The sequence below is a fragment of the Pseudomonas sp. FH4 genome, assembly GCF_000510915.2.
GTDB classification, from domain to species: domain Bacteria; phylum Pseudomonadota; class Gammaproteobacteria; order Pseudomonadales; family Pseudomonadaceae; genus Aquipseudomonas; species Aquipseudomonas brenneri.
The window spans coordinates 124,847-150,108 of record NZ_AOHN01000020.1 but is presented as its reverse complement, the minus strand read 5'-3'; the positions used below and the strand labels follow the sequence as shown (position 1 = coordinate 150,108).

Genomic DNA, 25,262 nt, shown 5'->3' with positions numbered 1-25,262 from the left:
GTGAACAGGCGCAAGGCCGTGGGATTGTCTAGGAAACGTCCTGCAAATTAAAGGGATAGGGATTGCTGGCCTTTAACAATGCATGTCAGGGAGCTTACGGTTATTTGGGATACAGCGGCGGCAGGCTGGTGCTGTCGGCCACCGGCGCCTGTTCGCGTTCGGCCATGGGGATGGCCTTGACCGCCCGCCACAACTCCTCGCCCTGCCAGTACTGGCCGCTTTCGCTGTAGAGCGCACCATTCAACCCATCCAGCGCATCGGACAACGGCACAAACCGCGCGGCCATGTCCGCCAGGGTTTCCGGTTGCTGGCGTGCCCAGGCATCCAGGGCCTGACGCGTGGCCTGGGGGTCATTGGCCTGGCTCGCGCGCTTGAGGTCATCGAGCAAGGTACGCGGGCTGGGGCCGGTCTGGGCGGCGCGCAGGATTGCCGGGCGTGAGCGGGCGCGCCACCACAGGCCGAAGCCGAGCAGGGTGGTGCAGGCGAAGATCAGGCTGGTCAGTTGCCAGATCCACAGACGGCCATCGTCCGGCGCAGTGATGACAGTGGGGGTGGCCGGGGTGTCGACCACCAGACTCGGGTTGATCGCCACTTGCAGGGTGCGGGCCGGCAGGCTGGTGCGTTCCAGATGGTCCTCGTGGGTGTTCCACCACACCACCTCCACCGCGGGCAACTCCAGGGCGCCGGCGCGATTGGGCACCAGGGCTTCGCGGTCTTCGCGGCTGCCGATCACCCCGCGTTCGCTGTTCTGGTTGCTCAGCACCGGCTGGTCGGGGTAGCGCCGCAGACCGGCGATTTCGGTGCTTGGCAGCGCGGGCAACTGGGCGCTGGCCAGGCCTTCGGCCTTGAGGGTGAGGATGCGGGTGAGGGAGTCGCCGACCTGTACGTTTGTCGGTTCCGGGTTCCAGCTTTCGCCCAGGCTCAGGCTGCGGGCCGGCAGCCAGGGGGCATCCGCTGGATAGAGCGCCGGCTTGGGCTTGACTGTCAGGGGGATCTCGGTGGAATTGACATGCAGCAGCTTGCCAGGCCTCGGCGCCTGGGGCGCAGTGCCCTGGGCCGGGCGCGGTTCGACCATGGTCGCGCTGAACATTTGCGCGGGGATCAGCAGTTGTCCGCTGTGCTGCGGGTAGATCCCGTAGCGCATTTCGATCACGCCATGGCGCACGCCGTTGATGACTTTTTCATAGGTGCGTGAATCGCCCACTTGCTCGACCCGCGCGTCAGACAACTGCAAGGGGGCGAGGCTGCTGTCGTCATACAGCGCCACCGAATGGTAGATGCGCACGGTCAACAGGGCCTGGGCCTGCACATAGACGCTGTCCTGGTCGAGACTGGCTTCGATGAAGACCGGCGCCAGTTGGTTGTCGCTGTCCTGGCCCAGGGTTTCGTCCACTTGCAGGCTGAGCGCCTGGGTCTTGAACTCACCCAGTTGCAGCGACGGGATCACCACGGTGCCGGTGGTCTTGGGCTGCAAGGTGATGATCCAGCGAGTCGTCGCGTGGTTGGCTCCGTCGAGGGTGGTGAGTTGGTTGATCTGGCGGGTGCCGCGTACGTCGAACAGCGGGTCCAGGGGCGACAGGTCCGGCTTGCCGAACTGGGTGACGTCGTTGGACTCGATTGTCAGCTCCACTGTTTCCCCGGAATTGACGCGACTGCGGTCGAGACTGGCAGCCAGTTCGACCGCCTGGGCGTGGCCGGCCCACAGCGCGAGTACTAAGAGGAATGGGGTGCAGCGGCTCATCGAGTCTTGTCCTGATGTTGTTGCTGTTCGTACCAGAATTTGCGTCGCAACAACTCGCCGGGGTTGTCCGGGATCTGTCGCAGCCATTGTTCCAGGGCCTGGCGGTGCTCCTCGTCGAGGTTGGCTTCGGCCGGGCGCAAGGGGGGCGTGGTGGTCTGTTCGTCGCCCAGTTCGCTGCCGGGTACTTCGTTGTTGCCAGCAGGCGGCGGGGGGGCGGTGGGTTTCTCAGCCGTGCCCGCCTGGCCCGCGCCCTGGGGGGATTGCTCGCCGCTGCTGGTTTGCTGGCTGTTGTCGCCTGGTTGCGCAGTTTGGCCGGGTTGGGCGGATTCGTCATCCTCGTTTTTTTCAGGTGTTGGCGGTTCGGGTTCCGGTTCTTCCAGCAACAGGCTTTCGACAAGGGCTTTGTTTTTCAAGGCGGGCTGCAAGTCCGGCTGGGCTTCCAGCGCTTGCTCATAGGCGTCTATCGCGGCTTCCAGCTCCCCGGCGCGGGCCAGGGCGTTGCCGCGATTGTAGTGGGAATAGGCGTCATTGCCCTCGGCAAAGCGCCGGGCTGCCTCGGCGTAGTTGCCTGCCTCATACAGGGCGACACCTTGCCATTGCGGGTTTTCAAAGTGTTCGGCGGCCTCGGCCGGGCGCTTTTGCTTGAGCAGGTACTGGCCCTGTTGGTCGGGGCGCAGCCACAGATCCTGGAAGTCGAACGCATAGCTGGGCTGTGGTGCTGCCAATAGCAGCAACGGCAGGCAGAACAGCCAGCCCCGGCGCCCGGCGCAGGCGGCGAGCAACAGCAGCGGCAGCAGCAACCAGTAACCCTGGTCGGCCCAGGTGTCCAGTTGCAGGCGCTGGCCGTCGTCGCGCAGGTTTTGCGGGCCGTCCAGCAGACCCAGGTTGCGCAGGTCCTTGTCATCCAGGCGCGCCTGGCGATAGCGACCGCCCATTTCGCTGGCGAAGGCCTTGAGCGTCGGGCTGTCCAGGCGCGGGATCAGGATCGCGCCTTGTTCATCCTTGAGGAACTCACCGCTTTCCTGGGTGACAGGTGTGCCTTCGCGGCTGCCGATTCCGAGGATCGACAGGCTCGGCGCCTGGCCTTGCAGCAGCAGGCGAATGCCCTGGCGCTCCTGTTTGGACAGTGACGAGCCTATCAGCAACAAGCGACCCTGGCCGAGGCCGCCGTGCTTGAGCAGGTCCAGGGCTTTTTCCACTGCCAGGTCCGCACGATGGCCGGCCTCGGGCATGATCGAGGGGCGCAGGGCATCCAACAGGTTGCGGCTGGTAGCCAGGTCATCTGACAGCGGCACCAGCGTATGGGCACTCCCGGCATAGACGACGATGGCGGTCTGCGCATCGCTGCGCGCCTGCAGCAGGTCCACCAGCTTGCGCCGCGCCTGTTCCAGGCGGTTGGGCGGGCTGTCGGTGGCGAGCATCTCGGGGGTCAGTTCCAGCAGTACCACCAGCGGGTCGGCGGGTTTCTGGCTGATCTGTTCGACTCGCTGCCAGCCAGGGCCGAGCAGGGCCAGCGTCGCCAGCAGCCAGGCCAGGCCCAGCAGCAGCCATGGCGACTTGCTTTCCCGGCCATTGCCGCCACTGAGCAGGGCGGCGTGGAAAGCCGGCGGCAGGATCATCTGCCAGCGCCCGGCGCGTTTCTGCCGATGCCACAGTTGCCACAGCAACCAGCAAAGTACAGGCAGCAGTAACAGCCACCAGGGGCGCATCCAGTGCGGCCATAAAGCGATCATCGCCGCCTCCGTAAACGCAGGCGGTTGAGGCGTTGGCGCCATTGCGGGTGCTGTTGCAGGAAATGGCCCTTGGTCGAGAGTTTATTGAGCAGACGCTGCAGGGCGTTGTCCGGCCAGCGCTCCTGGATCACCAGCAACAGGCTCAGAAACAGCGCCAGGGCCAGCGGCCCGCTATACAGCGCCTGGGCCGGACGGGCCTGGGTCGGCTGTTGCGCCACCGGTTCCAGCTGGTCGAGGGTTTCCTTGATCGCTTGCAGTTCTGCACCGTCGTGGGCGCGGAAGTACTGCCCGCCGGTGGCCTCGGCAATGGCCTTGAGTGCCGGCTCGTCGAGGTCCAGGCTCGGATTGAGGCCGAGCATGCCCAGGGTCCCGGTTTGCTCTGGGTTGGCGCCGATGCCGATGGGGTAGATCTTCACCCCTTCTTCGCCGGCCAGGCGGGCGGCCGTCAGCGGGTCGATTTCGCCGCCATTGTTGGCGCCGTCGGTGACCAGGATCAGCACCCGGCTTTGTGCCGGGCGTTGGCGCAGGCGCTTGAGGGCCAGGCCGATGGCGTCGCCAATCGCGGTGTTTTTGCCGGCAATGCCGATGCGCGCTTCATCCAGCCAGGTGCGCACGGTGCGCCGGTCGAAGGTCAGTGGTGCTTGCAGGTAGGCCTGGCTGCCGAACAGGATCAGGCCAACACGGTCACCTTCGCGGCTTTCGAGAAAGTCTCCAAGCAGGTGCTTGACCAGGCTCAGGCGGCTGACGTCTTCGTCCTGCCATTGCATATCAGGGAAGTCCATGGAGCCGGATACATCCACCGCCACCAGCAGGTCGCGGCCGCTGGCAGCGATTGGCAACGGCTCGCCGAGCCATTCCGGGCGGGCGGCGGCGGTCAGCAGCAACAGCCATAGCACTACGAAAGGTGCTTGCTGGCGCCAGCCTGGCAGGTTGATCCGCGCGCGCCGCCGGGCCAGGCCTTCGAGGTCGCCGAGGAAGCTGACTTTCAAGGCCGGCTCGCCGCTGTCGGCCACCGGCAGGATCAGGCGCATCAACCACGGCAAGGGCAACAAGGCAAAGACCCACGGCCAGGCGAACTCAAACATGTTTGCGAATCCAGGTGTCGACCGCTTGCGTCAGGCCGGCAATGGCCTTGTCGTCGAGTTTGCATTCGGGTTTGTAGGCGCCTTCCACCAGGACCATCCATCGCGTGAGGCCGGCCGCCGGGCAGCGGTTGTCGAGAAACGCCAGCCATTTGCGGCCATTGAGGGTGTGGCTCTGGCTGTAGGGGTAGTCGTTGCGGCACAGGCGCTTGAGCAGGCCATTGAGCTGTTGCAGCCAGGCGCCGGCCGGTGCGCCATCGTAGGGCTTGGGCATCAGCGCCAGTTCTGCGAGGGCGGCAATGCGCAATGGGTCCAGAGGCTGTTCGGCCCGGCCCACGGGGCGTTTGCCCGGCAGGAAACGACGCAGTGACCACACGCCCCAGCCCGCCAGGGGGATCAGCACCAGCAACAGCCACCAGCCCGGCGCCGGTGGCCAGAAACCAATGGCCGGCGGGGCGATCAGCGGTTGCAGTGGGTCCAGGCGGCTCATGGCTTTTTCACCGGGCGTTGCGGGTTGAGGTATTCGCGCAGTTGCTCGACCATTTCGCTCTGGGTGCTCAAGGGCATCAGCAAGACCCGTAGCTTCTGCGCGAGCAACTCCCAACGGGCGATGCGTGCTTCGGCCTGGGCCTTGTAGGCCTGGCGCAGTTCGAAGTTCAAGGTGTCGATTTCCAACTGCGCGCCGCGCTCGGCGAAACGCAGCAGCCCGGCGGCGGGCAGGGCATGGTCCAGCGGGTCGGACACCGGCAGCAGCAACAGGTCGCAATGGCGTGATAACAGGCTCAGCTGTTGCTCGGCACCTTCGGTCAGGGCGCGTTCATCGCAGATCACAATCACCAGGCTGCCGGGGCGCAGTACTTCACGGCCACGGCGCAGGGCCATGCCCAGGGCATCGGCCTCGGGACGGCTCTCGGTGTTGAGGCTCTGGTTGACCCGCACCAGGCGGTTGAGCAGTTGCAGCAGGCTTTGTTTGCTGCGTCGCGGCTTGATTTCATAGTGTTCGTTGTCACCGAACACCAGGCCGCCGACCCGGTCGTTGTGGCCCAGCGCGGCCCAGCCGATCAGGCTCGCGGCCTGGGCGGCGAGAACCGACTTGAACATCAGCCCGGAGCCGAAAAACAGCCGGCAACTTTGCTCCACCATGATAAAGATCGGGCGTTCGCGTTCTTCATGGAACAGCTTGGTGTGGGGCTCCTGGGTGCGCGCGGTGACGCGCCAGTCGATGGTGCGCACGTCGTCGCCGGCCTGGTACACCCGCACCTGGTCGAAGTCGACGCCGCGCCCGCGCAACTTGGAGTGATGCAGGCCGATCAACGGGCTGCGTTGGCTCGGCGTGGAAAACAGTTGCACCTCTCGCACGCGATGACGCATCTCGATCAATTCGCTGAGGGTGACACGGATCCCGTCGCCGGTATTCATGGGGATCAAGCGACGGCTACGACGTCGAGAATACGCTGCACCACGCGGTCCTGGTCGATGCCGGCCGCCTCGGCCTCGAACGACAGAATGATCCGATGGCGCAGTACATCGAACAGCACGGCCTGGATATCTTCCGGGCTGACAAAGTCGCGGCCGGCCAGCCAGGCGTGGGCCCGGGCGCAGCGGTCGAGGGCGATCGAGCCCCGGGGGCTGGCGCCGTAGGCAATCCACTCGGCCATTTCCGGGTCGAACTTGGCCGGGGTACGGGTGGCCATGACCAGTTGCACCAGGTATTCCTCCACCGCATCGGCCATGTACAGGCCGAGGATTTCCTTGCGTGCAGCGAAAATCGCCTGCTGGCTGACCCGCCGCTCGGGCTTGGTCTCGCCATTCAGGGCTTCGCCACGGGCCTGTTGCAGGATGCGCCGCTCCACGGCGGCGTCAGGGAAGCCGATCTTGACGTGCATCAGGAAGCGGTCGAGCTGGGCTTCGGGCAGGGGGTAGGTGCCTTCCTGCTCGATGGGGTTTTGCGTGGCCATCACCAAAAACAGCGGCGACAGCTCATAAGTACTGCGCCCGACACTGACCTGGCGCTCGGCCATGGCCTCCAGCAAGGCCGACTGCACCTTGGCCGGGGCACGGTTGATTTCGTCCGCCAGCACCAGGTTGTGGAAGATCGGCCCTTGCTGGAACACGAAGCTGCCGGTTTCCGGGCGATAGATCTCGGTGCCGGTGATATCGGCGGGCAACAGGTCGGGGGTGAACTGGATGCGATGGAACTGTGCTTCGATCCCTTCGGCAAGCTCCTTGATGGCCTTGGTCTTGGCCAGGCCGGGAGCGCCTTCTACCAGCATGTGGCCGTCGGCGAGCAGGGCAATGAGCAGGCGCTCGATGAGTTTTTCCTGGCCGAGAATCTGCGTAGAAAGAAAGGTTCGCAGCGCGAGCAGCGCTTCACGATGTTCCATCGATGACGGTTCCTGGAAAGATGAGCCTGGGGAGTGTGAAAAATGCCAGGGCCTGGGGGGCTTACTTTAATGCATTGGAGGGGCTGGCGACTAACGAACCGGGGGGTATTTTTTGGGGTTTGTGGGAAAGGTCTGGGGTTTTTGGCGTCGCTGAGGGCCTCATCGCGGGCAAGACCGCTCCTACACCAATCCAAATGTGGGAGCGGGCTTACCCTAATACCAGTCAGTTAAGCCTTTTTGTAGGAGCGAGGGGGACGCCTAGTTCTTGCTCGCGAAGAACTTGAAAGCGCCGCGTTTACCTAGCAAGCACGCGTTATCGTTGACGTCCTTCGCGAGCAAGCTCGCTCCTACAGAAAGCAGAGTCCGCTTAACTGACTGGCATTAGGGCTTACCCGCGATGGCGATTTTTCAGCCGCCAATCAAGGCGTGCGGATGTAGGTGCCGGTGCCCTTGAGAATGTTCTGCAGGGTTTGCTCCACCTCGGCCATGTCCGAATCAGGCGTGCTGTGTGTGATTTGCAGGTGATCGCTGCCGCCCAATGCGTCCTTGTCCGCCGCACCAATCTCCACCAGCAAGGTGGTTGCACCGAGGGTGATCTTCAGGCCGTCCAGGGTCGAAGGCTCGTAATCCCAGGTGAGCTCCACCTCGTCCTCATCCGGATAACGGGACAGCATGAACATCTCGCCATGGGTGCCGTGGCAGCAGAGCATGGCCATGTTGTCTTCTTCGTCGTCGCAGGGGGTGGCGAGCAGGTGGAGGGTGGTCAGTTGCATGTAAAATCCTGTCTGGAAAGGCGGCTTCAGGCCGGCAGGCTTTAATTCTGCCACTACCTCGAACTTTGTGTCGGCTTTTGTATCAAGCGGGCATCAGGGTTTGAGGGCCCAAGCACTGATTGTGCTGCCTATCGGTTTTAAGGCATTCCCCAAACCACTGGTAAAGATTGGTGTAAGGGTTTTCGAGGCACCTTCGCTGATGAGCTTGTCTGCCTCTGGGCGCTTGTTGATATAGCTGTCTATGCCAACGCCGAACTCGGCTGCACCCAGTGAGACGCTTGCCACAGTCAGTGCAATCCCCAGCGGTGGGTAAGCGATGCCTAGCGGGGCTAGAAGGAGCAGCCCATATTTTGCCCAGTCGAGGTACTTGAACACCGTCTTTGCCGTGACGTCGCGATTGAGTACGAATTGAAAACGAGTGGCGCTTTTCAGGTCCTCCTCGGTGCGTTGCTGGAGTTCCTCGAACGGGTTCCCTTGGACAACCTGGCCGCCGAATAGGCCGCCCTCGTCAAAGTAGCCGAGCTTTTCTTGCGTGGAGACAGGAAGGTCACTGTTAAGCACATCGCGGGTATTGTCTATGAGTGCATCGATGCCTTTGGACAGGAATTCATTGGGGCGGTCCTGGGGGCGGAAGTAAAGTTTGAAATTTTCGGCTTGTTCCGGATCTTTCAATTGCTCGGCCAGCCACTTATTCATTTCTTTCTTGGAATCGAAGCCTTTCAACATGGATGCCTGGCCAGGTAGATACAACAAGATCCTTCCTGTGGACTTATCCTGTGTGTAAAAAGCGCGCATGTTAAAACCTTTGAACGTGAGGAATTTGGTTTCCAGATTTGGATCAGCCTTGTAGGGCTGTATCAGGTCATTGTGATTGAGGGACAGGTAATTTTTGTCGGCCGGTATGCCTGCGACGCCCATGGCAGTCTGTCGATCATTTTCGGTAAGGGACCTGTCCTGGTGTTGTGTGTGCGATGCCTTCAAAAAGGCGCCTCTGGACGCTTCGGTATAGGCATGTCGGGAATTGCTGGTCCAGTAACTGTTCAGATACTGGTCATAGGGGGACTTGTAGCTGTTGTCCCAGACCATCTGTTTGAAGTCAGTTGCTGAGATGTCGATTCTATTGCTTGCATCATAGACATTCGCAGACGCCTGCTGCGGTTCAGTGTAAATGCCTTGAAAGTGGCTGCTGAACCCGGTCTCATTTGGGCGGGGGAACATACCAAAGGCATCAGGCTTTTCTGTATGCCTTGAACTTTTTCTTATTTCAAAGGGGCCGTCTTCTTTTGAGCGTTTCGCCCCGTGGAAATCAGGTTCGTCCTGCTGGTTGAGCCTTGCCGCCTGGGTCAGTGATATTTTTTGAACAATGACTCCACTATAAGGTGGGGTGTTAGTACGGTGATCATACTGAATACTCACTAAGTAAGTTTTATCGGGGTCAATATCTTTACCAAACTTTTCCTTGATCTGGCGCCTAACCTCAAGCGAAGTGACTTCGTCCGGTGTCTTGGGGTACGTATAGTCGGTGATGAGTTGTTCCACTGCCTTATTAGCGGATACTGGCGCTTCGAAATAGGCCGCCGAAAGGTCCTGCCTGGGTGCAATGGCTGCCTTGTCCGGGCTTGATTGCGTAGCGGGCCGTACGGAAGGGACCTGGTTCCCACCGGATGGGGTGCTAATGGCGGGTGAATGTATGTTCAATTGAGCCTCGTTGAGTGGTAGTAGGGCCTTTGCTGAAGGAAATACCTGCTCAAACTAAGTGACTGAATTTTGAAGTGCGGTTCCTGTATGGAGCTAGGAATTAGATTGTACGAATGTATGAGATTTTACCTGTCAGCTAACGGGTCATTCATGCATGACCCGCCTCGCTTTTAATCGGCAGTCAACACTTGAGTGGCGGGGGCGGTTGCTCTTGGTGCAACCGTGCATTGCCGGGTGTTGACCGAATATGTCGCAGTGCAGCAAGCAGCCTGCTTGCTGCACTCGTTAAGCTGCGTAACGGATGTGCCTTCTGCGTGACCCTGACCTGCCCGTCGTGCCGTCGTCCGCAGGTGGCACATCCAGTGGACGTCGAATGTGACCTCATTGACTTGTCCAGCTTCACCCACCTGTCACCCTGATTCGTTTATGGTGTTTATCATCATTGCCTGCGAACAGAAATGACGGTCTCCCCGCAAGGGGATAACACGCGACGCTTCCATCAATAACAAGCCCAAGCGGAGTACCACAGATGGCGTTCTTCACCGCAGCCAGCAAAGCCGACTTCCAGCATCAACTGCAAGCGGCACTGGCGCAGCACATCAGTGAACAGGCACTGCCACAAGTGGCGCTGTTCGCTGAGCAATTCTTCGGCATCATTTCCCTGGACGAACTGACCCAGCGTCGCATGTCCGACCTGGCCGGTTGTACCCTGTCTGCCTGGCGCCTGCTTGAGCGCTTTGACCACACCCAACCGCAAGTGCGGGTCTACAACCCCGACTACGAACGCCACGGCTGGCAATCGACCCACACGGCGGTCGAAGTGCTGCACCACGACCTGCCGTTCCTCGTGGATTCGGTGCGTACCGAGCTGAACCGTCGCGGCTACAGCATCCATACCCTGCAAACCACCGTACTCAGCGTGCGTCGTGGCAAGAAGGGCGAGTTGCTGGAAATCCTGCCAAAGGGCACCCAGGGCGATGACGTTCAGCAAGAATCGCTGATGTACCTGGAAATCGACCGCTGCGCCAATGCCGCCGAACTCAACGTCCTGAGCAAGGAACTTGAGCAAGTGCTGGGCGAAGTGCGCGTGGCCGTGGCTGATTTCGAGCCGATGAAGGCCAAGGTCCAGGAGCTGCTGGCCGGGATCGACAACAGCCAGTTCGCCATCGAAGGCGAAGAAAAGGCCGAGATCAAGAGCTTCCTCGAATGGCTGGTGGGTAACCACTTCACCTTCCTGGGCTATGAAGAGTTTGTGGTGCGCGACGAGCAGGACGGCGGTCATCTGGAATATGACGCCAATTCCTTCCTCGGCCTGACCAAGCTGCTGCGCGCCGGCCTCACCGCTGAAGACCTGCGCATTGAAGACTACGCCGTGGCCTACCTGCGCGAGCCGACTGTATTGTCGTTCGCCAAGGCCGCGCACCCAAGCCGTGTGCACCGCCCGGCTTACCCCGACTACGTGTCGATCCGCCAGATCGATGCTGACGGCAAGGTCATCAAGGAATGCCGCTTCATGGGCCTCTACACCTCTTCGGTGTACGGCGAAAGCGTGCGAGTGATTCCTTATATCCGGCGCAAGGTTGCGGAAATCGAGCGCCGCTCGGGCTTCCAGGCCAAGGCGCACCTGGGCAAGGAACTGGCCCAGGTGGTTGAAGTACTGCCCCGCGACGACCTGTTCCAGACCCCGGTGGATGAGCTGTTCAGCACCGTGATGTCCATCGTGCAGATCCAGGAACGCAACAAGATCCGCGTGTTCCTGCGCAAAGACCCGTACGGTCGCTTCTGCTACTGCCTGGCCTACGTGCCGCGTGATATCTACTCCACCGAAGTGCGCCAGAAGATCCAGCAAGTGCTGATGGATCGCCTGAAGGCCTCGGATTGCGAGTTCTGGACATTCTTCTCCGAGTCCGTGCTGGCCCGTGTGCAGCTGATTCTGCGGGTTGACCCGAAGAACCGCCTGGATATCGACCCGCTGCTGCTGGAAAAAGAAGTGGTGCAGGCCTGCCGCAGCTGGCAGGACGACTACGCCAGCCTGGTGGTCGAGAGCTTCGGCGAAGCCCACGGCACCAACGTGCTGGCGGACTTCCCGAAAGGCTTCCCCGCAGGCTACCGGGAGCGCTTCGCCGCACACTCGGCCGTGGTCGACATGCAGCACCTGTTGAACCTGACCGAAGCCAAGCCGCTGGTGATGAGTTTCTATCAGCCGCTGGGCCATGTGACTGGCCAGCAGGAGTTGCACTGCAAGCTGTACCACGCCGACACCCCGCTGGCGTTGTCCGACGTGCTGCCGATCCTGGAAAACCTCGGCCTGCGTGTGCTGGGTGAGTTCCCGTACCGCCTGCGCCACGCCAATGGCCGCGAGTTCTGGATCCACGACTTTGCGTTCACCGCCGCCGAAGGCCTGAACCTCGATATCCAGCAGCTCAACGACACCCTGCAGGACGCGTTCGTACACATCGTCAATGGCGATGCCGAGAACGATGCGTTCAACCGCCTGGTGCTGACCGCAGGTTTGCCATGGCGTGACGTGGCGCTGTTGCGTGCCTATGCCCGTTACCTGAAGCAGATCCGCCTGGGCTTTGACCTGGGCTATATCGCCAGCACCCTGAACAACCACACCGACATCGCCCGCGAGTTGACCCGGTTGTTCAAGACCCGCTTCTACCTAGCGCGCAAACTGACCAGCGACGACCTGGAAGACAAGCAGCAACGCCTGGAACAAGCGATCCTCACTGCCCTGGACGATGTGCAGGTGCTCAACGAAGACCGCATCCTGCGGCGCTACCTGGACCTGATCAAGGCCACGTTGCGCACCAACTTCTACCAGACGGATGCCAACGGTCAGAACAAGTCGTACTTCAGCTTCAAGTTCAACCCGCACGCCATTCCTGAATTGCCCAAGCCAGTGCCGAAGTTTGAAATCTTCGTCTACTCGCCACGCGTCGAAGGCGTACACCTGCGTTTTGGCAACGTCGCTCGCGGCGGCCTGCGTTGGTCCGACCGCGAAGAAGACTTCCGTACCGAAGTGCTCGGCCTGGTAAAAGCCCAGCAAGTGAAGAACTCGGTGATCGTGCCGGTGGGCGCCAAGGGCGGCTTCCTGCCGCGTCGCCTGCCACTGGGCGGCAGCCGGGACGAGATCGCAGCCGAGGGCATCGCCTGCTACCGCATCTTCATTTCCGGCCTGTTGGACATTACCGACAACCTGAAAGACGGCGCCCTGGTGCCACCGTTGAACGTGGTGCGCCACGACAACGATGACCCGTACCTGGTCGTGGCGGCCGACAAAGGCACCGCGACCTTCTCCGATATCGCCAACGGCATCGCCATCGATTACGGCTTCTGGCTGGGCGATGCGTTTGCTTCCGGTGGTTCGGCCGGTTACGACCACAAGAAGATGGGTATCACCGCTAAAGGCGCGTGGGTCGGTGTGCAGCGTCACTTCCGCGAGCGCGGCATCAACGTGCAGGAAGACAGCATCACCGTGGTCGGCGTCGGCGATATGGCCGGTGACGTGTTCGGTAACGGCTTGCTCATGTCTGACAAGCTGCAACTGGTCGCGGCCTTCAACCACCTGCATATCTTTGTCGATCCGAACCCGAACCCGGCGACCAGCTTCGTCGAGCGCCAGCGCATGTTCGAGCTGCCGCGTTCGGCCTGGAGCGACTACGACACCAGCATCATGTCCGAAGGCGGCGGGATCTTCTCGCGCAGTGCCAAAAGCATCGCCATCTCGCCACAGATGAAAGAACGCTTCGACATCCAGGCCGACAAGCTGACCCCGACCGAACTGCTGAACGCCTTGCTCAAGGCACCGGTGGATCTGTTGTGGAACGGTGGTATCGGTACTTACGTCAAGGCCAGCACTGAAAGCCATGCAGACGTGGGCGACAAGGCCAACGACGCACTGCGGGTCAACGGCAACGAACTGCGCTGCAAGGTGGTGGGCGAGGGCGGTAACCTCGGCATGACCCAACTGGGTCGTGTGGAATTCGGCCTCAATGGCGGCGGTTCCAACACCGACTTCATCGATAACGCCGGTGGCGTGGACTGCTCCGACCACGAAGTGAACATCAAGATCCTGCTCAACGAAGTGGTGCAGGCCGGCGACATGACCGACAAGCAACGCAACCAGTTGCTGGCGAGCATGACCGACGAAGTCGGCAACCTGGTGTTGGGCAACAACTACAAGCAGACCCAGGCCCTGTCCCTGGCCGCGCGCAAAGCCTACGAGCGTGCTGCCGAGTACAAACGCCTGATGAGCGACCTGGAAGGCCGTGGCAAACTGGACCGCGCCATCGAGTACCTGCCGACCGAGGAGCAGCTCACCGAGCGCGCTGCCACCGGCAAGGGCTTGACCCGTCCGGAGCTGTCGGTGTTGATCTCGTACAGCAAGATCGACCTCAAGGAAGCCCTGCTCAAGTCCCTGGTACCGGATGACGACTACCTGACCCGTGATATGGAGACCGCGTTCCCGCCGAGCCTGGTGGCCAAGTTCTCCGAGGCCATGCGTCGTCACCGCCTCAAGCGCGAGATTGTCAGCACCCAGATCGCCAACGACCTGGTCAACCACATGGGCATCACTTTCGTGCAACGACTCAAAGAGTCGACCGGCATGAGCCCGGCAAACGTGGCCGGCGCCTATGTGATCGTGCGTGACATCTTTCACCTCCCACATTGGTTCCGTCAGATCGAAGCCCTGGACCACCAGGTCTCCGCTGAAGTGCAGCTGGCGCTGATGGATGAGCTGATGCGCCTGGGTCGCCGTGCCACGCGTTGGTTCCTGCGCAGCCGTCGTAATGAGCAGGACGCAGCGCGAGATGTGGCGCACTTCGGTCCGCATCTGGCGGCGTTGGGCCTCAAGCTCGACGAGTTGCTGGAAGGGCCGACCCGCGAAGGCTGGCAGAACCGTTATCAGAAGTACGTCGAGGCTGGCGTACCGGAGTTGCTGGCGCGCATGGTTGCTGGCACGACCCACCTGTACACCCTGTTGCCGATCATCGAAGCGGCCGACGTCACCGGCCAGAGCGCCGCGGATGTGGCCAAGGCTTACTTCGCTGTGGGCAGCGCCCTGGACTTGCCGTGGTACCTGCAGCAGATCAGCGATCTGCCGGTAGGCAACAACTGGCAGGCCCAGGCCCGCGAAGCCTTCCGCGATGATGTGGATTGGCAGCAACGGGCGATCACGATCAAGGTGCTGCAGATGGCCGATGCGCCAGAAGACATGGAGACCCGCGTGGCTCTGTGGCTTGAGCAGAACCTGGGCATGGTCGAGCGCTGGCGCGCAATGATGGTGGAAATTCGTGCTGCAGTCGGTACGGATTACGCCATGTATGCAGTTGCTAACCGTGAGTTGCTGGACCTGGCGTTGAGTGGTCAATCGGTGCTGTAACCGTCTCGCTCAAGCGCTGAAAAAAAAGCCCCGTATCGTACGATACGGGGCTTTTTCATGGTTTGCGCAAAGGCTGGGCGTCAGTAGGCTCTGCCCAGAATGACCATGGGGTTGAGGGTTTTGAACACGACCGGCAGGGTGTCCTGGAGCTCGTTGAGAATGGTCTGTGCCGTGTGGCTGTCTTGTGGGGACAACTGGTGCCGCAGTGCCCAGGCGTCTTGCTCGACGGTCTGTAGAAGCAGTGCACCGTCTGTTTTCATCAGTACGAACTGCAGCATTGCATAGGCCTTGGGCAGGTTTCTCTCAAGCCCATAAGTGTGTGGTGCCCTGGTCCTGTCCTGCGACAGACCGGCCAGTGCATAGCCATATTCCAGGATTCCGTCCAACTGCCCCATCAGTGCCAGTTGAGTAATCCGTGTTTGTTTTTCCTCGACACTGATCGTTTTATCCGACGTAAAAGCCCGGGTGTAGACCGCTTCTGGATATCCGCTGTCGGCAGACTTTTGATGCAGCTCTGCAATCAGTGCTGCACGTTCTACCGTGTTGGTAATCAGCTCTGGTCGTTCGTGGTAAGCCTCGGCAAGTGTGTACTGAGCTTCGGGGTTGCCCGTTGCTGTGGCCTTGACCAGCCACTCGGCATCCTGGGTCAGTGTATACAGGTACAGCATGGCGCGAGCACTGCCGTCGGCTGCAGCACTTGTTGCCAAGTCCTTGGCCTTTGCCAGCGAGTCGCGGTCGCCCAGTCGCATCAGTGCCGGAATGTGATCCTGGGCTGCAGCCAGTCTCAGCCATTTTTTGGTGTTCTCACTCGCAGAGCGAAATCCTCCGTCCAGGCGTGTTTCACAGGTCGCCATGGCGTATTGCGACTCTGCGTCTCCAGCGGCGGCGGCAATGGTCAGGTGGTACCTGGCTTTTTCATAGTTCTCCAGTTTGAACAGTGCAAGTCCGGTTTTTTTGGCCGCCTCATTCAATTGGCCCAAGGAAAGGCCCAGGACTGCTGGAGTTGTTTCGGCCTGGGTGTTCAGCTGTGTGAGCAGAGTGAACAGCGACGACAGCGCGGGTGAATCAATAGACATATTCGATACCTGTAATAAAGCACTCAAGTTGTGCGAGATACAGGCTATGGAGAATTTGCTGGTAGGAGTGGCTAGATAGTTACTGCAAGGGTCTGCGGGCGATTAGCCTCGATCGGGCTGGCCCAAACGGTGCTGGAGATGTTCCAGGTGTTGGGTCATCCGTGCAGCGGCGATTGTCGCATCAGCGCTCCCTAGTGCTTCAACAATGGCCATCTGTGCCTGGCCTGCACTATCGCTGTAGGCCTGTGCGTCGTGTCGGGCAACGAACAACGATGTCAGCGGCACCAGGCTATTGAGGAAATGTGCCAACGGTCGATTTCCTGCAATTGTTGCCAGATGCAGGTGAAACTCCCCCGACAGTCGAATCGCCGACCCATACTGGCGCCGCTCGGTGCATTCGTCCTGCTGTGCGATCAGCTCGCGCAATTGGGATATCTGAGCGGGTTTTGCCTGGGCGCAAGCCAGGTGGACCACCGTCACCTCCATTAACCGCCGTGCTTGCAGGACTTGCTGCATGTGGTGGGTATCCGGTGCCGCCACTTGGGCGCGCAAATTGGGGCGAAGGATGATTACTTGCTGATCGGCCAGGCGTGCCAGGACTCGACGAATTGCGCTGCGGCTGACGCCAAAACTGTGTGCCAGGCTTTCTTCGGTAAAGCGACTGGTCGGCACGATGCGTTGCTCCAGAATGGCATCGAACAGTTGTGGGTAGATGTCCTGCGCCGAGCGCTTTTTACCGGCCACCAGGCACATGCTGGGCGGGGCGGTGACAGCGATGTTGCGTAGCAGGGCGTGAGCGTTCATGGCCAGTCTCCGGAGTCAGTTGCCGAGATGATCGTCAGGAATGTTCAGGGCAACGCCCATGCGCTGGCCTTCGTTGAGGATATGGCGGCGCATTTCGGCACTGGCCAGGGCACTGTTTTTATTGCGGATGGCGCGCACGACCGCATCGTTTTCCTGCAGGCGTTCGGCCAGGTGCTCGGGGGAGTTGCGCAGCACCTGGGCGCTTTGCTTGAGGGCGTTGCTGGTCTGCTGCACCACATTCTGGAAGATCGGGTTGGAGGTCAGGGCGAACAGTTCTTCGTGGAACGCGATGTAGGCGTTCATTCCCGCCTCGCTGTCGTTGGCGTCGAGGGCTTCGCGCATGTCCATCAGGGTCAGGCGCAGTTGGCCGATTTCCTTGCTGGTGATGGACTGGGCCACCAAGCCGACGATAAACGGCTCCAGGGTGTAGCGCAGTTGCAGGATGTCGGCGAGGCTGGCGTCGGCCACAGCGTCATGGGACTGGGGGTCGTTGACGCTGGTTTCCAGCACGACCACGCCTTTGCCGGGCATCGAACGTACCAGGCCGAGGGTTTCCAGCACGATCACTGCTTCACGCAGGCTGGGGCGGCTGATGCCCATTTGTTCGGCCAGTTCGCGCTGGCCGGGCAGCATTTCGCCACGCCGCCATTGGCCTCGGGCCAGGGCGGCGCGCAGTTTTTCTACGACTGAATTGACGACGGTTGAGGTGCTGATCACGTCGTGGGCTCCTTGAATTTAAATAACCCTTCAACTGTAGGCGCGAGCTTGCTCGCGAAGGTCGTCAACGATAACGCGGGCAGGCTGGGTGCGCGCGGTGCCTTGAAGTTTTTCGCGAGCAAGCTCGCTCCTACAGTGTATGGGGAAGGTTCAGAACTCCTGATGGGCCGGCAACACCGGCTTCTTGGCCTGGAACGCATACCCTTGTTGCCCATCGAGCACCTTGTTGGCCCGTTGGATATCAATGTCTTTTTCCCAGCGTGCAATAGCCACGGTGGCCACGCAGTTGCCGATCAGGTTGGTCAGCGCCCGGCCAATCCCCATGAACCAGTCCACCGCCAGCACCAGCACCAGGCCTACCACCGGGATCGCGGGAATGGCGGTCAGGGTCGCGGCCAGAATCACCAGGGCCGAGCCCGGGATGCCGTGGGCGCCCTTGGAGGTGATCAGCGATACCAGCAAGATTGTCAGCAGGTCGGTCATCGACAGCGGTGTACCGGTGGCGTTGGCAATAAACACAATGGCCAGGGTCAGGTAGATCGAGAAACCGTCGAGGTTGAACGAGTAACCGGTTGGGATCACCAGGCCGACCGTGGAGCTGCCAATGCCCAAATGCTCCAGTTTACGCATGATCTGTGGCAGCACCGCGTCGGAGGAGGCGGTGCCCATCACGATCAGCAGTTCTTCGCGCAGGTACTTGAGCAGTGACAACATGCGCAGGCCCGAGAAGCGCATCACGGCGCCGAGGATTATGGCGACGAACGCCATGCACGTCAGGTAGAACAAACCCACCAGGCTGCCCAGGTGTTGCAGCGAGTCCAGGCCGTAAGTGCTGGTGGTAAAGGCGATGGCGCCGAATACACCAATCGGCGCCAGGCGCACGATCATGCCCATGATGCGGAAGATCACATGGCTCAACTCGTTGATCAGACGTGAAATGCCCGAGGCCGCTTCACCCACCAGGTTCAGGGCGCTGCCAAATAGCACCGAGAACAACAGCACCTGCAATACGTTGTTGTCAGCAAAGGCGCCGATCACCGAGTTGGGGATCAGGTCCATCAGGAACTGGCTGGTGCCCTTGATGTGCTGGCCGCGATCCGCCAGTTCATTGAGACCTGCTGAAGACAGCTGTTCCAGGTGGATGTTGGCGCCACTGCCGATCCCGGTGCTGAAGGCCAGGATCAAGCCCAGCACCAGCGCGATGGTGGTCAGCACCTCAAAGTAGATCACCGACTTGAGGCCAATGCGCCCGACCTTTTTCAGGTCGCCGGCACCGGAAATACCGCTGACCACCACGCAGAAGACGATCAGGCCAATCAGCATCTTGATCAGCTTGATAAAGCCGTCACCCAGGGGTTTGAGTTGTGCGGAAAATTCGGGAAGGGCCAAGCCGCAAGCGATGCCGAGCATCAGGCCTATGACGACTTGCAGGAAAATCGAACGCGAGCACCATCTGAGCATGGGAAGGATCTCTATTCGGTGCCCTGGTGGGTCCAGGGCTTAATTGTTGTGGTCTGACCGGTAAGTCCAGTGCGTGGCCAGTCTACGCTGGGTTTTTTGAAAACTACAAGGGGGGAGTGGGGTGTTTAGAGTCTCCGGTCTGACCAGTTGCTCGGTAAGCGTGATGCTTGAGCGGTTGGTGGCCTGGAATTTTTTTCGCTTATCATCTGTCGCTTGGCCGTTGAGGTGATAAATGGATAAGCCCGGACTGACGACGGATGAAACGGGACTGACCCGTTGTACATGGCGCACGGCCGCCGCCCAATACCCTGATTATCACGATCACGAGTGGGGCGTGCCGGTTGCCGATGACATTGCGTTGTACGAGAAGATCTGCCTGGAAGGCTTCCAGGCCGGTATGGCGTGGATCACCATCCTGCGTAAGCGCGAGCACTTTCGCCGGGCGTTCGAGGGCTTTGATTTTCGCCGCGTGGCGCTGTACACCGAGCGGGATGTTGAGCGCTTGATGGCTGATCCTGGCATCGTGCGCAATCGGGCGAAAATTGTCTCGACCATCAATAACGCGCGCAGGGCCTGTGAGCTGGTGGATGAAAGCGGGTCGCTGGCCGCCTGGCTATGGGCGTTCGAGCCGGGCACCGAGGAGCGTCCGGCGTTGGTGGACCTGGCTTATTGGACGGGCAATCCGACGTCGCCGGCGTCGGTGCGTTTGTCCAAGGCCTTGAAAAAGCGTGGCTGGACATTCGTGGGACCGACGACGATGTATGCGTTCATGCAGGCGATGGGCATGGTCAATGACCACTTGGAGGGCTGCGCCTGCCGGCAGCCGATCGAAGATCTGCGGCGCCAGTTCAGGCGCCCTGAACTTTAGTTCTGCGCTGGCAGGGGCGTCAGTACCTCAGCCTTATCATCCAGAACCATCACCACCAGCAACTTGGCCGGCTGGGTCTGGCTGGCATTGCTGGATTCGAAGTGGCGCGAGCCGGCCGGTTCGTAGAACGACTGCCCGACCTTGTAGGTAATGGCTTTCTCATCGTTGACCCGCGAGGTGATTTCACCTTCGAGCACGTAGGCCACGGCGGTGCCGGTGTGGCTGTGAGGGACGGTGGCCTGGCCCGGCGCATAGTCCACGGTCAGCATGATGGTTTTCTTGCCTGGCACGTTGCTCAGGGCGTGCTCTTGCAGCACCTTGATCGATTCCTGGTTGTAGACCGGTTCGTGGGCGAAGACGTTTAACGAAGCCAATAGAAGGGTGGTGCCGAGCAGGGTTTTCATGGTGAGGTTTCCAGTAATTCCAGACCCCTTAACCCTACGCCCGGCAGCGTGGCGTACCTATAGCCAATCTGCCGGAAAAACCCTCAGCCAATCTGCTGCAAGATCGTGCGGACCTTGTCCAGCGAAGGGTCGATATCCAGAGTCTCGATGGCGCCAAAACCAATGATCAGGCCACTGCGCACCGGTGCCTGATGAAAAAATACATCCAGCGGATACAGCCCGACTTCGACCTGGCGCGCCAGCTCGATCAGCAGCGCAATGTTGACGGGCACCTTGCACAGCGCCGCCAAATGGAAGCCTGCCACGCTGGGCACGACGTCGAACCAGGGTGACAAGTCGCCGGCCAGGCGGCTGAGGATGCGCTCGCGGCGAGAAGCGTACACAGTGTGACAGCGCCGGATGTGCTTGAGCAAATAGCCTTCGTTGATGAACTTGGCCAGCGCCCATTGCGCCAGTGTCGAGGTGTGCTGGTCTGTCAGTTGCTTGGCCTTGAGGACGGCGCCGTGGATCACCGGCGGCAGTACGGCATAGCCCAGGCGCAGTTCCGGCAGCAGGCTTTTGGAGAAGGTCCCGACATAGGCGACCATGCCCCACTGGTCCATGCTTTGCAGGGAGTGGGTGGGGCGGCCTTCGTAGCGAAAGTCACTGTCATAGTCGTCCTCGATCACAATGGCACCCAGCTCCAGGGCTCGCGCCAGAAGGGCTTCACGCCGTGGCAGGCTCATTGGCATGCCGAGGGGGAACTGGTGCGATGGCGTGACGTAGATCAGCCGCGTGCCGTCGGGAATCAACGCCACTTCAATTCCTTGCTCGTCCACCGGCACGCAGGCAACCGATGCGCCCATGGCTTCGAACAGTAGGCGCGCCGGGGTGTAGCCGGGGTCTTCCATGGCGACGATAGTTCCCGGCTCCAGCACCACGCGGGCGATCAGGTCCAGCGCCTGTTGGGCGCCGTTGCACACCACAATGTCGTCGTCCCGGCAGTTCACGCCTCGGGAAAAGGCAACGTGCCCGGCAATCGCACTGCGCAAGGCGGGCAGGCCTTCGGGCTGGCTGTAGAAGCCACTGTTCTGGGCGGCGCGGCGCAATGCGTCCTGGGTGCAGCGTCGCCACTCGTCCTGGGGGAACAGGCTGCGGGTGGTGGCCCCGCCGATGAATTCGTAGCGCAGGGTGCTATCGCGGGTTGGATGGCGCATGGGGGAGGGCAGTGCCTGCCACTTGGCGAGGTTGGCGGCACAGGCCAGGTCCGTGGCACTTTGCAGCTGTTTGGCACGCAGCGCGTGGGCGTTGACGAAGGTCCCGCGCCCGGTCTTGCCGATCAGCAAACCTTCGTAGGTCAGCGTGGTGTAGGTGTCGGACACGGTCTTGCGCGACACCCCCAGTTGCTCGGCCAGCAAGCGGCTGGGGGGCAATTGCGCGCCGGCTGCCAGGCGCCCCGATTCAATGGCCTCGCGCAATTGTTGGTAAAGCTGTTCGGCCAGATCCTTGCGGCCGTTGATGACAACGTGCAGTTCCATGTTTGATCCCGAAGCGGTCGATCCTGCCAAGGTTACTCGCAAGTGCTGCGTGCCGGTATCGTCAAGATGGCCTCCCGCTAAACCTGCAGATTGGCTATTGGGCTTGTGGCAGGGTGCCGTTAGGCTGGACGGTCACCGCATTCGCCACCCGAGATTGCCCAATGGAACGCCTCAATTACTACACCGCCTCGCCTCAAGCGCTCAAGGGCATGCTGATGCTGGAGGCGTCGATCTTTGATCTGTCCATCGAAAAGCCGTTGCTGGAACTGATCAAGATCCGTGTGTCACAGCTCAATCGCTGTGGGTTTTGCACGGACATGCACTCGACGGCTGCGCGTCAACATGGGGAAAGTGAGCGCAGGTTGTTTGCCCTGTGCGTGTGGCAGGATTCACCGTTTTTTACACTGCGGGAAAAGGCCGCGCTGGCCTGGAGTGAGTCGATTGCCTTGCTGCCCAGCTCCAATGTGCCGGATGAACTGTATGCGTCGATGCGCGAGGTGCTCAGTGAGCAGGAGCTGGTGGACCTGACCATGGCGGTGTCTGCCATCAGCGGCTGGAATCGCTTGGCGGTGAGCTTTCGCAAGCAACCGCCAAACCCCTAATCAAAAATGTGGGTCAGGAGAGGAAACCACCGTCCACATTCAGCGATACGCCGGTGGTGTAGGTCGATGCATCGCTGGCCAGGTACAACACGGCGCCGGCCATCTCGCTCGGATCGGCCACACGCTTGAGCGGGATCTGCGCCAGGGCCATGTTGAGGATCGATTCGTTCTTGACCAGCGCCGAGGCGAACTTGGTGTCGGTCAGGCCCGGCAGCAGGGCGTTGCAACGGATGCCGAATGGCGCGCACTCCTTGGCGAAGACCTTGGTCATGTTGATCACGGCGGCCTTGGTCACCGAGTAGATGCCCTGGAAGTGCCCTGGGGAAATACCGTTGATCGAGGCCACGTTGATGATGCTGCCGCCGCCGTTTTCACGCATCAGCTTGCCGGCTTCCACCGACATGAAGAAGTAGCCACGGATGTTCACGTCAACGGTTTTCTGGAACGCGCCCAAGTCGGTGTCCAGCACGTTGCAGAACTGCGGATTGGTGGCGGCGTTATTGACCAGGATGTCCAGGCGCCCGAACTGCTGGCGGATGCCGGCGAAGACCTCGGTGATCTGCTCCATCTCGCCGATATGGCAGGCAATGGCCGTGGCCTTGCCGCCGGCGGCGACGATGGCGTCGGCCACGTGCTGGCAGCCATCGATCTTGCGGCTTGAGACAATCACATGAGCGCCTTGTTGGGCCAGCAGTTTGGCAATGGCTTCACCGATGCCACGGCTGGCGCCGGAGACAAAAGCGATCTTGCCGTCGAGGTCAAACAGGTTGGTCTTGGACATGGTGGTTCCTTGTGAGGGCTATCAGAGGGCGGATTTGCCGATGACATTCAGGCTCATCTGCTCCAGTAATTTGTTCATGTGAATGAATTGCGCAAAACGTTTGTCCTGGGTCTGGCCATGGAAGAAGCGGTAGTAGATCTGCTGCACGATGCCGGCCAGGCGGAACAGGCCGTAGGTGTAGTAGAAGTCGAAATTGTCGATCTGGATGCCTGAGCGCTCGGCGTAATAATCGACAAACTGGCGGCGGGTGAGCATGCCGGGGGCGTTGCTCGGTTGGCGGCGCATCAGTTGCACGGGCGCAGGGTCTGCGGCTTCGATCCAGTAGGCGAGGCTGTTGCCCAGGTCCATCAGGGGATCGCCCAGGGTGGTCAGTTCCCAATCCAGCACACCGATGATTTGCATCGGGTTGTGCGGGTCTAGGATTACGTTGTCGAAGCGATAGTCGTTGTGCACGATGCTGGAGGTCGGATGATCGGCCGGCATCTTGTCATTGAGCCAGGCACGCACGGCCTCCCATTTCGGCGCGTCGGGGGTCAGGGCTTTTTCATAGCGCTCGCTCCAGCCACGGATCTGGCGCTGCACGTAACCCTCGGGCTTGCCCAGGTCTGCCAGGCCGCAGGCGTTGTAGTCGACCTGGTGCAGTTCGACGAACTTGTCGATAAAGCTCTTGCACAAGGCCTCGGTGCGCGCCGCGTCCAGGCCCAGCTCCGGCGGCAGGTCCGAGCGCAGGATGATGCCCTTGACCCGCTCCATCACATAGAACTCGGCGCCGATCACCGATTCGTCGGTGCAGTGCACGTAGGCCTTGGGGCAGTAGGGGAAACCATCCTTGAGCTGATTGAGGATGCGAAACTCACGGCCCATGTCATGGGCGGACTTGGCCTTGTGGCCAAAGGGCGGGCGCCGCAGGACGAATTCCTGGTCGGGGTACTCCAGCAGGTAGGTCAGGTTGGAGGCGCCGCCAGGAAACTGGCTGATTTTGGCGCTACCACTCAAGCCAGGGATATGGGCCTTGAGGTACGGGTCGATGAGGCTGGCATCCAGTTCTTCGCCGGGGCGGATCTGGGTGGATTGGTCATTGAGCGCCATGCTTATCCCTTCTGCTTATTCTTGAGGCCTTGGACTATTGGCTAATCTAATGCGCACAGCCGACCCGCCACAAGGCTGGCACGGCTTAATAGGTTAGCGTGTTGGATGATAATCAGCGTGCCTGATCGGTCACTTTTCGGGCGCAGGCAAGGCCACCGGCGTGAGGACCGGGCGCCCGGCGAAGTACTCCAGCAGGTTGTCCGCCACCCGTTGCACGGTGTCATGGGCCGCTTCCGGCGACAGACCGGCTACGTGCGGGGTGAGGACGGTGTTGCAGAGGCGCTTGAGGGCGTCGGGTACGCTGGGCTCATCGTCGAACACATCCAGCGCCGCACCGCCAATGCGCCGTTGTTCGAGGGCGCTGATCAGGTCGGCGGTGGCAATCACGCTGCCACGGGCGATGTTCACCAAAAAGCCATGGGGGCCAAGGGCGTCCAGGGCTTGGCGGTCGATCAGGTGGCGGGTGCCGGGGCCGCCGGGGGTGGCGATGACCAGGAAGTCCGCGGTACGGGCCAGTTCAACCGGCGTGGCGCAGTAGGTGTAGTCCACATCGCTACGGGGCTGGCGGCTGTGATAGCTGATCTGCATGTCAAACCCCAGGGCTGCGCGCTTGGCGATCGCCAGGCCCACCGCGCCAAGGCCCAAGATGCCCAGGTGCTTGCCGGCCAGGGACGGGCGCATGACCTTGGGCCATTCGCTGCGCCTTACGGCAGCGTCTGCCCGGGGAATGTCTCGCACCATCGACAGCAGCAGTGCCATGGCGTGGTCTGCCACCGACGGCGCATTCACGCCCGCGCCGTTGGTCACCACTATTCCCCGATTGCTGGCGGCTTGCAGGTCGACATGCTCATAGCCGGCACCGATCACACAGATGATCTCCAACAAGGGCAGGGCAGCGATTTCCTCGGCATACAAGCCCAGCGGACCACGGGTCAATACGGCCTGGATCTGTCCGCCATGGGTCTTGATTGCCTGGCTGCGCTCAGCAGGTGTGGGGGCGAGGATCACGTGAAAGCCGTTGCTCTCGATGATCGGCAGGTAATCATTGATGGTTTCAACCAGGACCAGAACGGTTGCGGGCATGGGGCGGCTCTTCCTGAGGGGGCGGATGGAAGAGAGAGTATGCGATATTTTATGTGATGG

20 protein-coding genes and 1 pseudogene are annotated in these 25,262 nt (G+C 61.0%); 4 read left to right on the top strand and 17 right to left on the bottom strand.

Annotated elements, in window-relative coordinates; translation table 11 throughout:
* Positions 1-100 precede the first annotated feature (100 nt).
* The 8 genes from H097_RS15840 to H097_RS15805 all read right to left on the bottom strand — a co-directional run bounded on the left by H097_RS15840 (position 101) and on the right by H097_RS15805 (position 9,411).
* On the bottom strand, positions 101-1,741 hold the full coding sequence (locus tag H097_RS15840) for a BatD family protein (RefSeq protein WP_032860903.1): 1,641 nt from the start codon (positions 1,739-1,741) through the stop codon (positions 101-103).
* Positions 1,738-3,474, bottom strand: coding sequence for a tetratricopeptide repeat protein (locus H097_RS15835; protein ID WP_032860901.1), 1,737 nt, complete (start codon positions 3,472-3,474; stop codon positions 1,738-1,740). Before H097_RS15835 ends, H097_RS15840 begins: the two co-directional genes overlap by 4 nt.
* A complete protein-coding gene (locus H097_RS15830) occupies positions 3,471-4,559 on the bottom strand; it encodes a VWA domain-containing protein (RefSeq protein WP_032860899.1) in 1,089 nt (362 codons plus the stop codon). Before H097_RS15830 ends, H097_RS15835 begins: the two co-directional genes overlap by 4 nt.
* Positions 4,552-5,046 carry a DUF4381 domain-containing protein gene (locus tag H097_RS15825; RefSeq protein ID WP_032860898.1) on the bottom strand — a complete coding sequence of 165 codons (495 nt, stop codon included), beginning with the start codon at positions 5,044-5,046 and terminating at the stop codon, positions 4,552-4,554. The genes H097_RS15830 and H097_RS15825 overlap by 8 nt, the downstream gene beginning before the upstream one ends.
* Positions 5,043-5,975 (bottom strand): DUF58 domain-containing protein, encoded by a 933-nt coding sequence (locus H097_RS15820; protein WP_032860897.1) that lies wholly within the window; start codon positions 5,973-5,975, stop codon positions 5,043-5,045. The genes H097_RS15825 and H097_RS15820 overlap by 4 nt, the downstream gene beginning before the upstream one ends.
* A gap of 5 nt (positions 5,976-5,980) precedes the next feature.
* On the bottom strand, positions 5,981-6,940 hold the full coding sequence (locus tag H097_RS15815) for a MoxR family ATPase (protein WP_003218556.1): 960 nt from the start codon (positions 6,938-6,940) through the stop codon (positions 5,981-5,983).
* Positions 6,941-7,359: 419 nt separating this feature from the next.
* Positions 7,360-7,713, bottom strand: a complete 354-nt coding sequence (locus H097_RS15810; protein WP_032860895.1) for a hypothetical protein — start codon at positions 7,711-7,713, stop codon at positions 7,360-7,362.
* A 93-nt stretch (positions 7,714-7,806) separates the two neighbouring features.
* Complete coding sequence (locus H097_RS15805) at positions 7,807-9,411, bottom strand: DUF6543 domain-containing protein (protein ID WP_055725673.1); 1,605 nt, start codon at positions 9,409-9,411, stop codon at positions 7,807-7,809.
* A gap of 529 nt (positions 9,412-9,940) precedes the next feature.
* Between H097_RS15805 and H097_RS15800 the strand changes: the two genes are divergently transcribed.
* A complete protein-coding gene (locus H097_RS15800; RefSeq protein ID WP_032860891.1) occupies positions 9,941-14,800 on the top strand; it encodes an NAD-glutamate dehydrogenase in 4,860 nt (1,619 codons plus the stop codon).
* An 80-nt stretch (positions 14,801-14,880) separates the two neighbouring features.
* Here the strand turns inward: H097_RS15800 and H097_RS15795 are convergent, their stop codons facing one another.
* From H097_RS15795 to H097_RS15785, 3 genes are all read right to left on the bottom strand, one after another.
* Complete coding sequence (locus tag H097_RS15795; RefSeq protein WP_032860889.1) at positions 14,881-15,876, bottom strand: sel1 repeat family protein; 996 nt, start codon at positions 15,874-15,876, stop codon at positions 14,881-14,883.
* Between the two features lie 102 nt (positions 15,877-15,978).
* Positions 15,979-16,680 carry a GntR family transcriptional regulator gene (locus H097_RS15790; RefSeq protein WP_032860888.1) on the bottom strand — a complete coding sequence of 234 codons (702 nt, stop codon included), beginning with the start codon at positions 16,678-16,680 and terminating at the stop codon, positions 15,979-15,981.
* Positions 16,681-16,695: 15 nt separating this feature from the next.
* Positions 16,696-17,397: a FadR/GntR family transcriptional regulator gene (locus H097_RS15785; protein ID WP_032860887.1), complete on the bottom strand. Its 702-nt coding sequence runs from the start codon at positions 17,395-17,397 to the stop codon at positions 16,696-16,698.
* Positions 17,398-17,445: 48 nt separating this feature from the next.
* On the opposite strand from H097_RS15785, the pseudogene H097_RS28785 reads away from it, so the two are divergent.
* A pseudogene (locus H097_RS28785) lies at positions 17,446-17,538 on the top strand (outer membrane lipoprotein carrier protein LolA); the annotation flags it as partial.
* Between the two features lie 9 nt (positions 17,539-17,547).
* Here H097_RS28785 and H097_RS15780 read toward each other — a convergent pair.
* On the bottom strand, positions 17,548-18,873 hold the full coding sequence (locus H097_RS15780) for a C4-dicarboxylate transporter DctA (protein ID WP_191982829.1): 1,326 nt from the start codon (positions 18,871-18,873) through the stop codon (positions 17,548-17,550).
* A 217-nt stretch (positions 18,874-19,090) separates the two neighbouring features.
* On the opposite strand from H097_RS15780, the gene H097_RS15775 reads away from it, so the two are divergent.
* Entirely contained in the window at positions 19,091-19,726 is a 636-nt protein-coding gene (locus H097_RS15775; RefSeq protein WP_032860884.1) for a DNA-3-methyladenine glycosylase I, read from the top strand.
* Here H097_RS15775 and H097_RS15770 read toward each other — a convergent pair.
* Both H097_RS15770 and H097_RS15765 read right to left on the bottom strand, forming a co-directional pair.
* A complete protein-coding gene (locus H097_RS15770) occupies positions 19,723-20,130 on the bottom strand; it encodes a cupin domain-containing protein (RefSeq protein WP_032860883.1) in 408 nt (135 codons plus the stop codon). The genes H097_RS15775 and H097_RS15770 overlap by 4 nt on opposite strands.
* Positions 20,131-20,213: 83 nt before the next feature.
* Positions 20,214-21,647, bottom strand: coding sequence for a PLP-dependent aminotransferase family protein (locus H097_RS15765; protein ID WP_032860882.1), 1,434 nt, complete (start codon positions 21,645-21,647; stop codon positions 20,214-20,216).
* 161 nt (positions 21,648-21,808) lie between these two features.
* Between H097_RS15765 and H097_RS15760 the strand changes: the two genes are divergently transcribed.
* Positions 21,809-22,249: a carboxymuconolactone decarboxylase family protein gene (locus H097_RS15760; protein ID WP_032860881.1), complete on the top strand. Its 441-nt coding sequence runs from the start codon at positions 21,809-21,811 to the stop codon at positions 22,247-22,249.
* A 13-nt stretch (positions 22,250-22,262) separates the two neighbouring features.
* Here H097_RS15760 and H097_RS15755 read toward each other — a convergent pair whose 3' ends face one another.
* From H097_RS15755 to H097_RS15745, 3 genes are all read right to left on the bottom strand, one after another.
* Positions 22,263-23,030, bottom strand: a complete 768-nt coding sequence (locus tag H097_RS15755; protein ID WP_032860879.1) for an SDR family oxidoreductase — start codon at positions 23,028-23,030, stop codon at positions 22,263-22,265.
* A 21-nt stretch (positions 23,031-23,051) separates the two neighbouring features.
* Positions 23,052-24,119, bottom strand: a complete 1,068-nt coding sequence (locus tag H097_RS15750) for a phosphotransferase family protein (RefSeq protein ID WP_032860878.1) — start codon at positions 24,117-24,119, stop codon at positions 23,052-23,054.
* Positions 24,120-24,248: 129 nt separating this feature from the next.
* Complete coding sequence (locus H097_RS15745) at positions 24,249-25,202, bottom strand: 2-hydroxyacid dehydrogenase (RefSeq protein WP_032860877.1); 954 nt, start codon at positions 25,200-25,202, stop codon at positions 24,249-24,251.
* Positions 25,203-25,262 lie beyond the last annotated feature (60 nt).

What these genes read in the sequence shown, in the direction of transcription:
- H097_RS15840 (WP_032860903.1), bottom strand. Translation starts at nt 1,741, where the DNA reads ATGAGCCGCTGCACCCCATTCCTCTTAGTACTCGCGCTGTGGGCCGGC.
- H097_RS15835 (WP_032860901.1), bottom strand. Translation starts at nt 3,474, where the DNA reads ATGATCGCTTTATGGCCGCACTGGATGCGCCCCTGGTGGCTGTTACTG.
- H097_RS15830 (WP_032860899.1), bottom strand. Translation starts at nt 4,559, where the DNA reads ATGTTTGAGTTCGCCTGGCCGTGGGTCTTTGCCTTGTTGCCCTTGCCG.
- H097_RS15825 (WP_032860898.1), bottom strand. Translation starts at nt 5,046, where the DNA reads ATGAGCCGCCTGGACCCACTGCAACCGCTGATCGCCCCGCCGGCCATT.
- H097_RS15820 (WP_032860897.1), bottom strand. Translation starts at nt 5,975, where the DNA reads ATGAATACCGGCGACGGGATCCGTGTCACCCTCAGCGAATTGATCGAG.
- H097_RS15815 (WP_003218556.1), bottom strand. Translation starts at nt 6,940, where the DNA reads ATGGAACATCGTGAAGCGCTGCTCGCGCTGCGAACCTTTCTTTCTACG.
- H097_RS15810 (WP_032860895.1), bottom strand. Translation starts at nt 7,713, where the DNA reads ATGCAACTGACCACCCTCCACCTGCTCGCCACCCCCTGCGACGACGAA.
- H097_RS15800 (WP_032860891.1), top strand. Translation starts at nt 9,941, where the DNA reads ATGGCGTTCTTCACCGCAGCCAGCAAAGCCGACTTCCAGCATCAACTG.
- H097_RS15795 (WP_032860889.1), bottom strand. Translation starts at nt 15,876, where the DNA reads ATGTCTATTGATTCACCCGCGCTGTCGTCGCTGTTCACTCTGCTCACA.
- H097_RS15790 (WP_032860888.1), bottom strand. Translation starts at nt 16,680, where the DNA reads ATGAACGCTCACGCCCTGCTACGCAACATCGCTGTCACCGCCCCGCCC.
- H097_RS15775 (WP_032860884.1), top strand. Translation starts at nt 19,091, where the DNA reads ATGGATAAGCCCGGACTGACGACGGATGAAACGGGACTGACCCGTTGT.
- H097_RS15770 (WP_032860883.1), bottom strand. Translation starts at nt 20,130, where the DNA reads ATGAAAACCCTGCTCGGCACCACCCTTCTATTGGCTTCGTTAAACGTC.
- H097_RS15765 (WP_032860882.1), bottom strand. Translation starts at nt 21,647, where the DNA reads ATGGAACTGCACGTTGTCATCAACGGCCGCAAGGATCTGGCCGAACAG.
- H097_RS15760 (WP_032860881.1), top strand. Translation starts at nt 21,809, where the DNA reads ATGGAACGCCTCAATTACTACACCGCCTCGCCTCAAGCGCTCAAGGGC.
- H097_RS15755 (WP_032860879.1), bottom strand. Translation starts at nt 23,030, where the DNA reads ATGTCCAAGACCAACCTGTTTGACCTCGACGGCAAGATCGCTTTTGTC.
- H097_RS15750 (WP_032860878.1), bottom strand. Translation starts at nt 24,119, where the DNA reads ATGGCGCTCAATGACCAATCCACCCAGATCCGCCCCGGCGAAGAACTG.
- H097_RS15745 (WP_032860877.1), bottom strand. Translation starts at nt 25,202, where the DNA reads ATGCCCGCAACCGTTCTGGTCCTGGTTGAAACCATCAATGATTACCTG.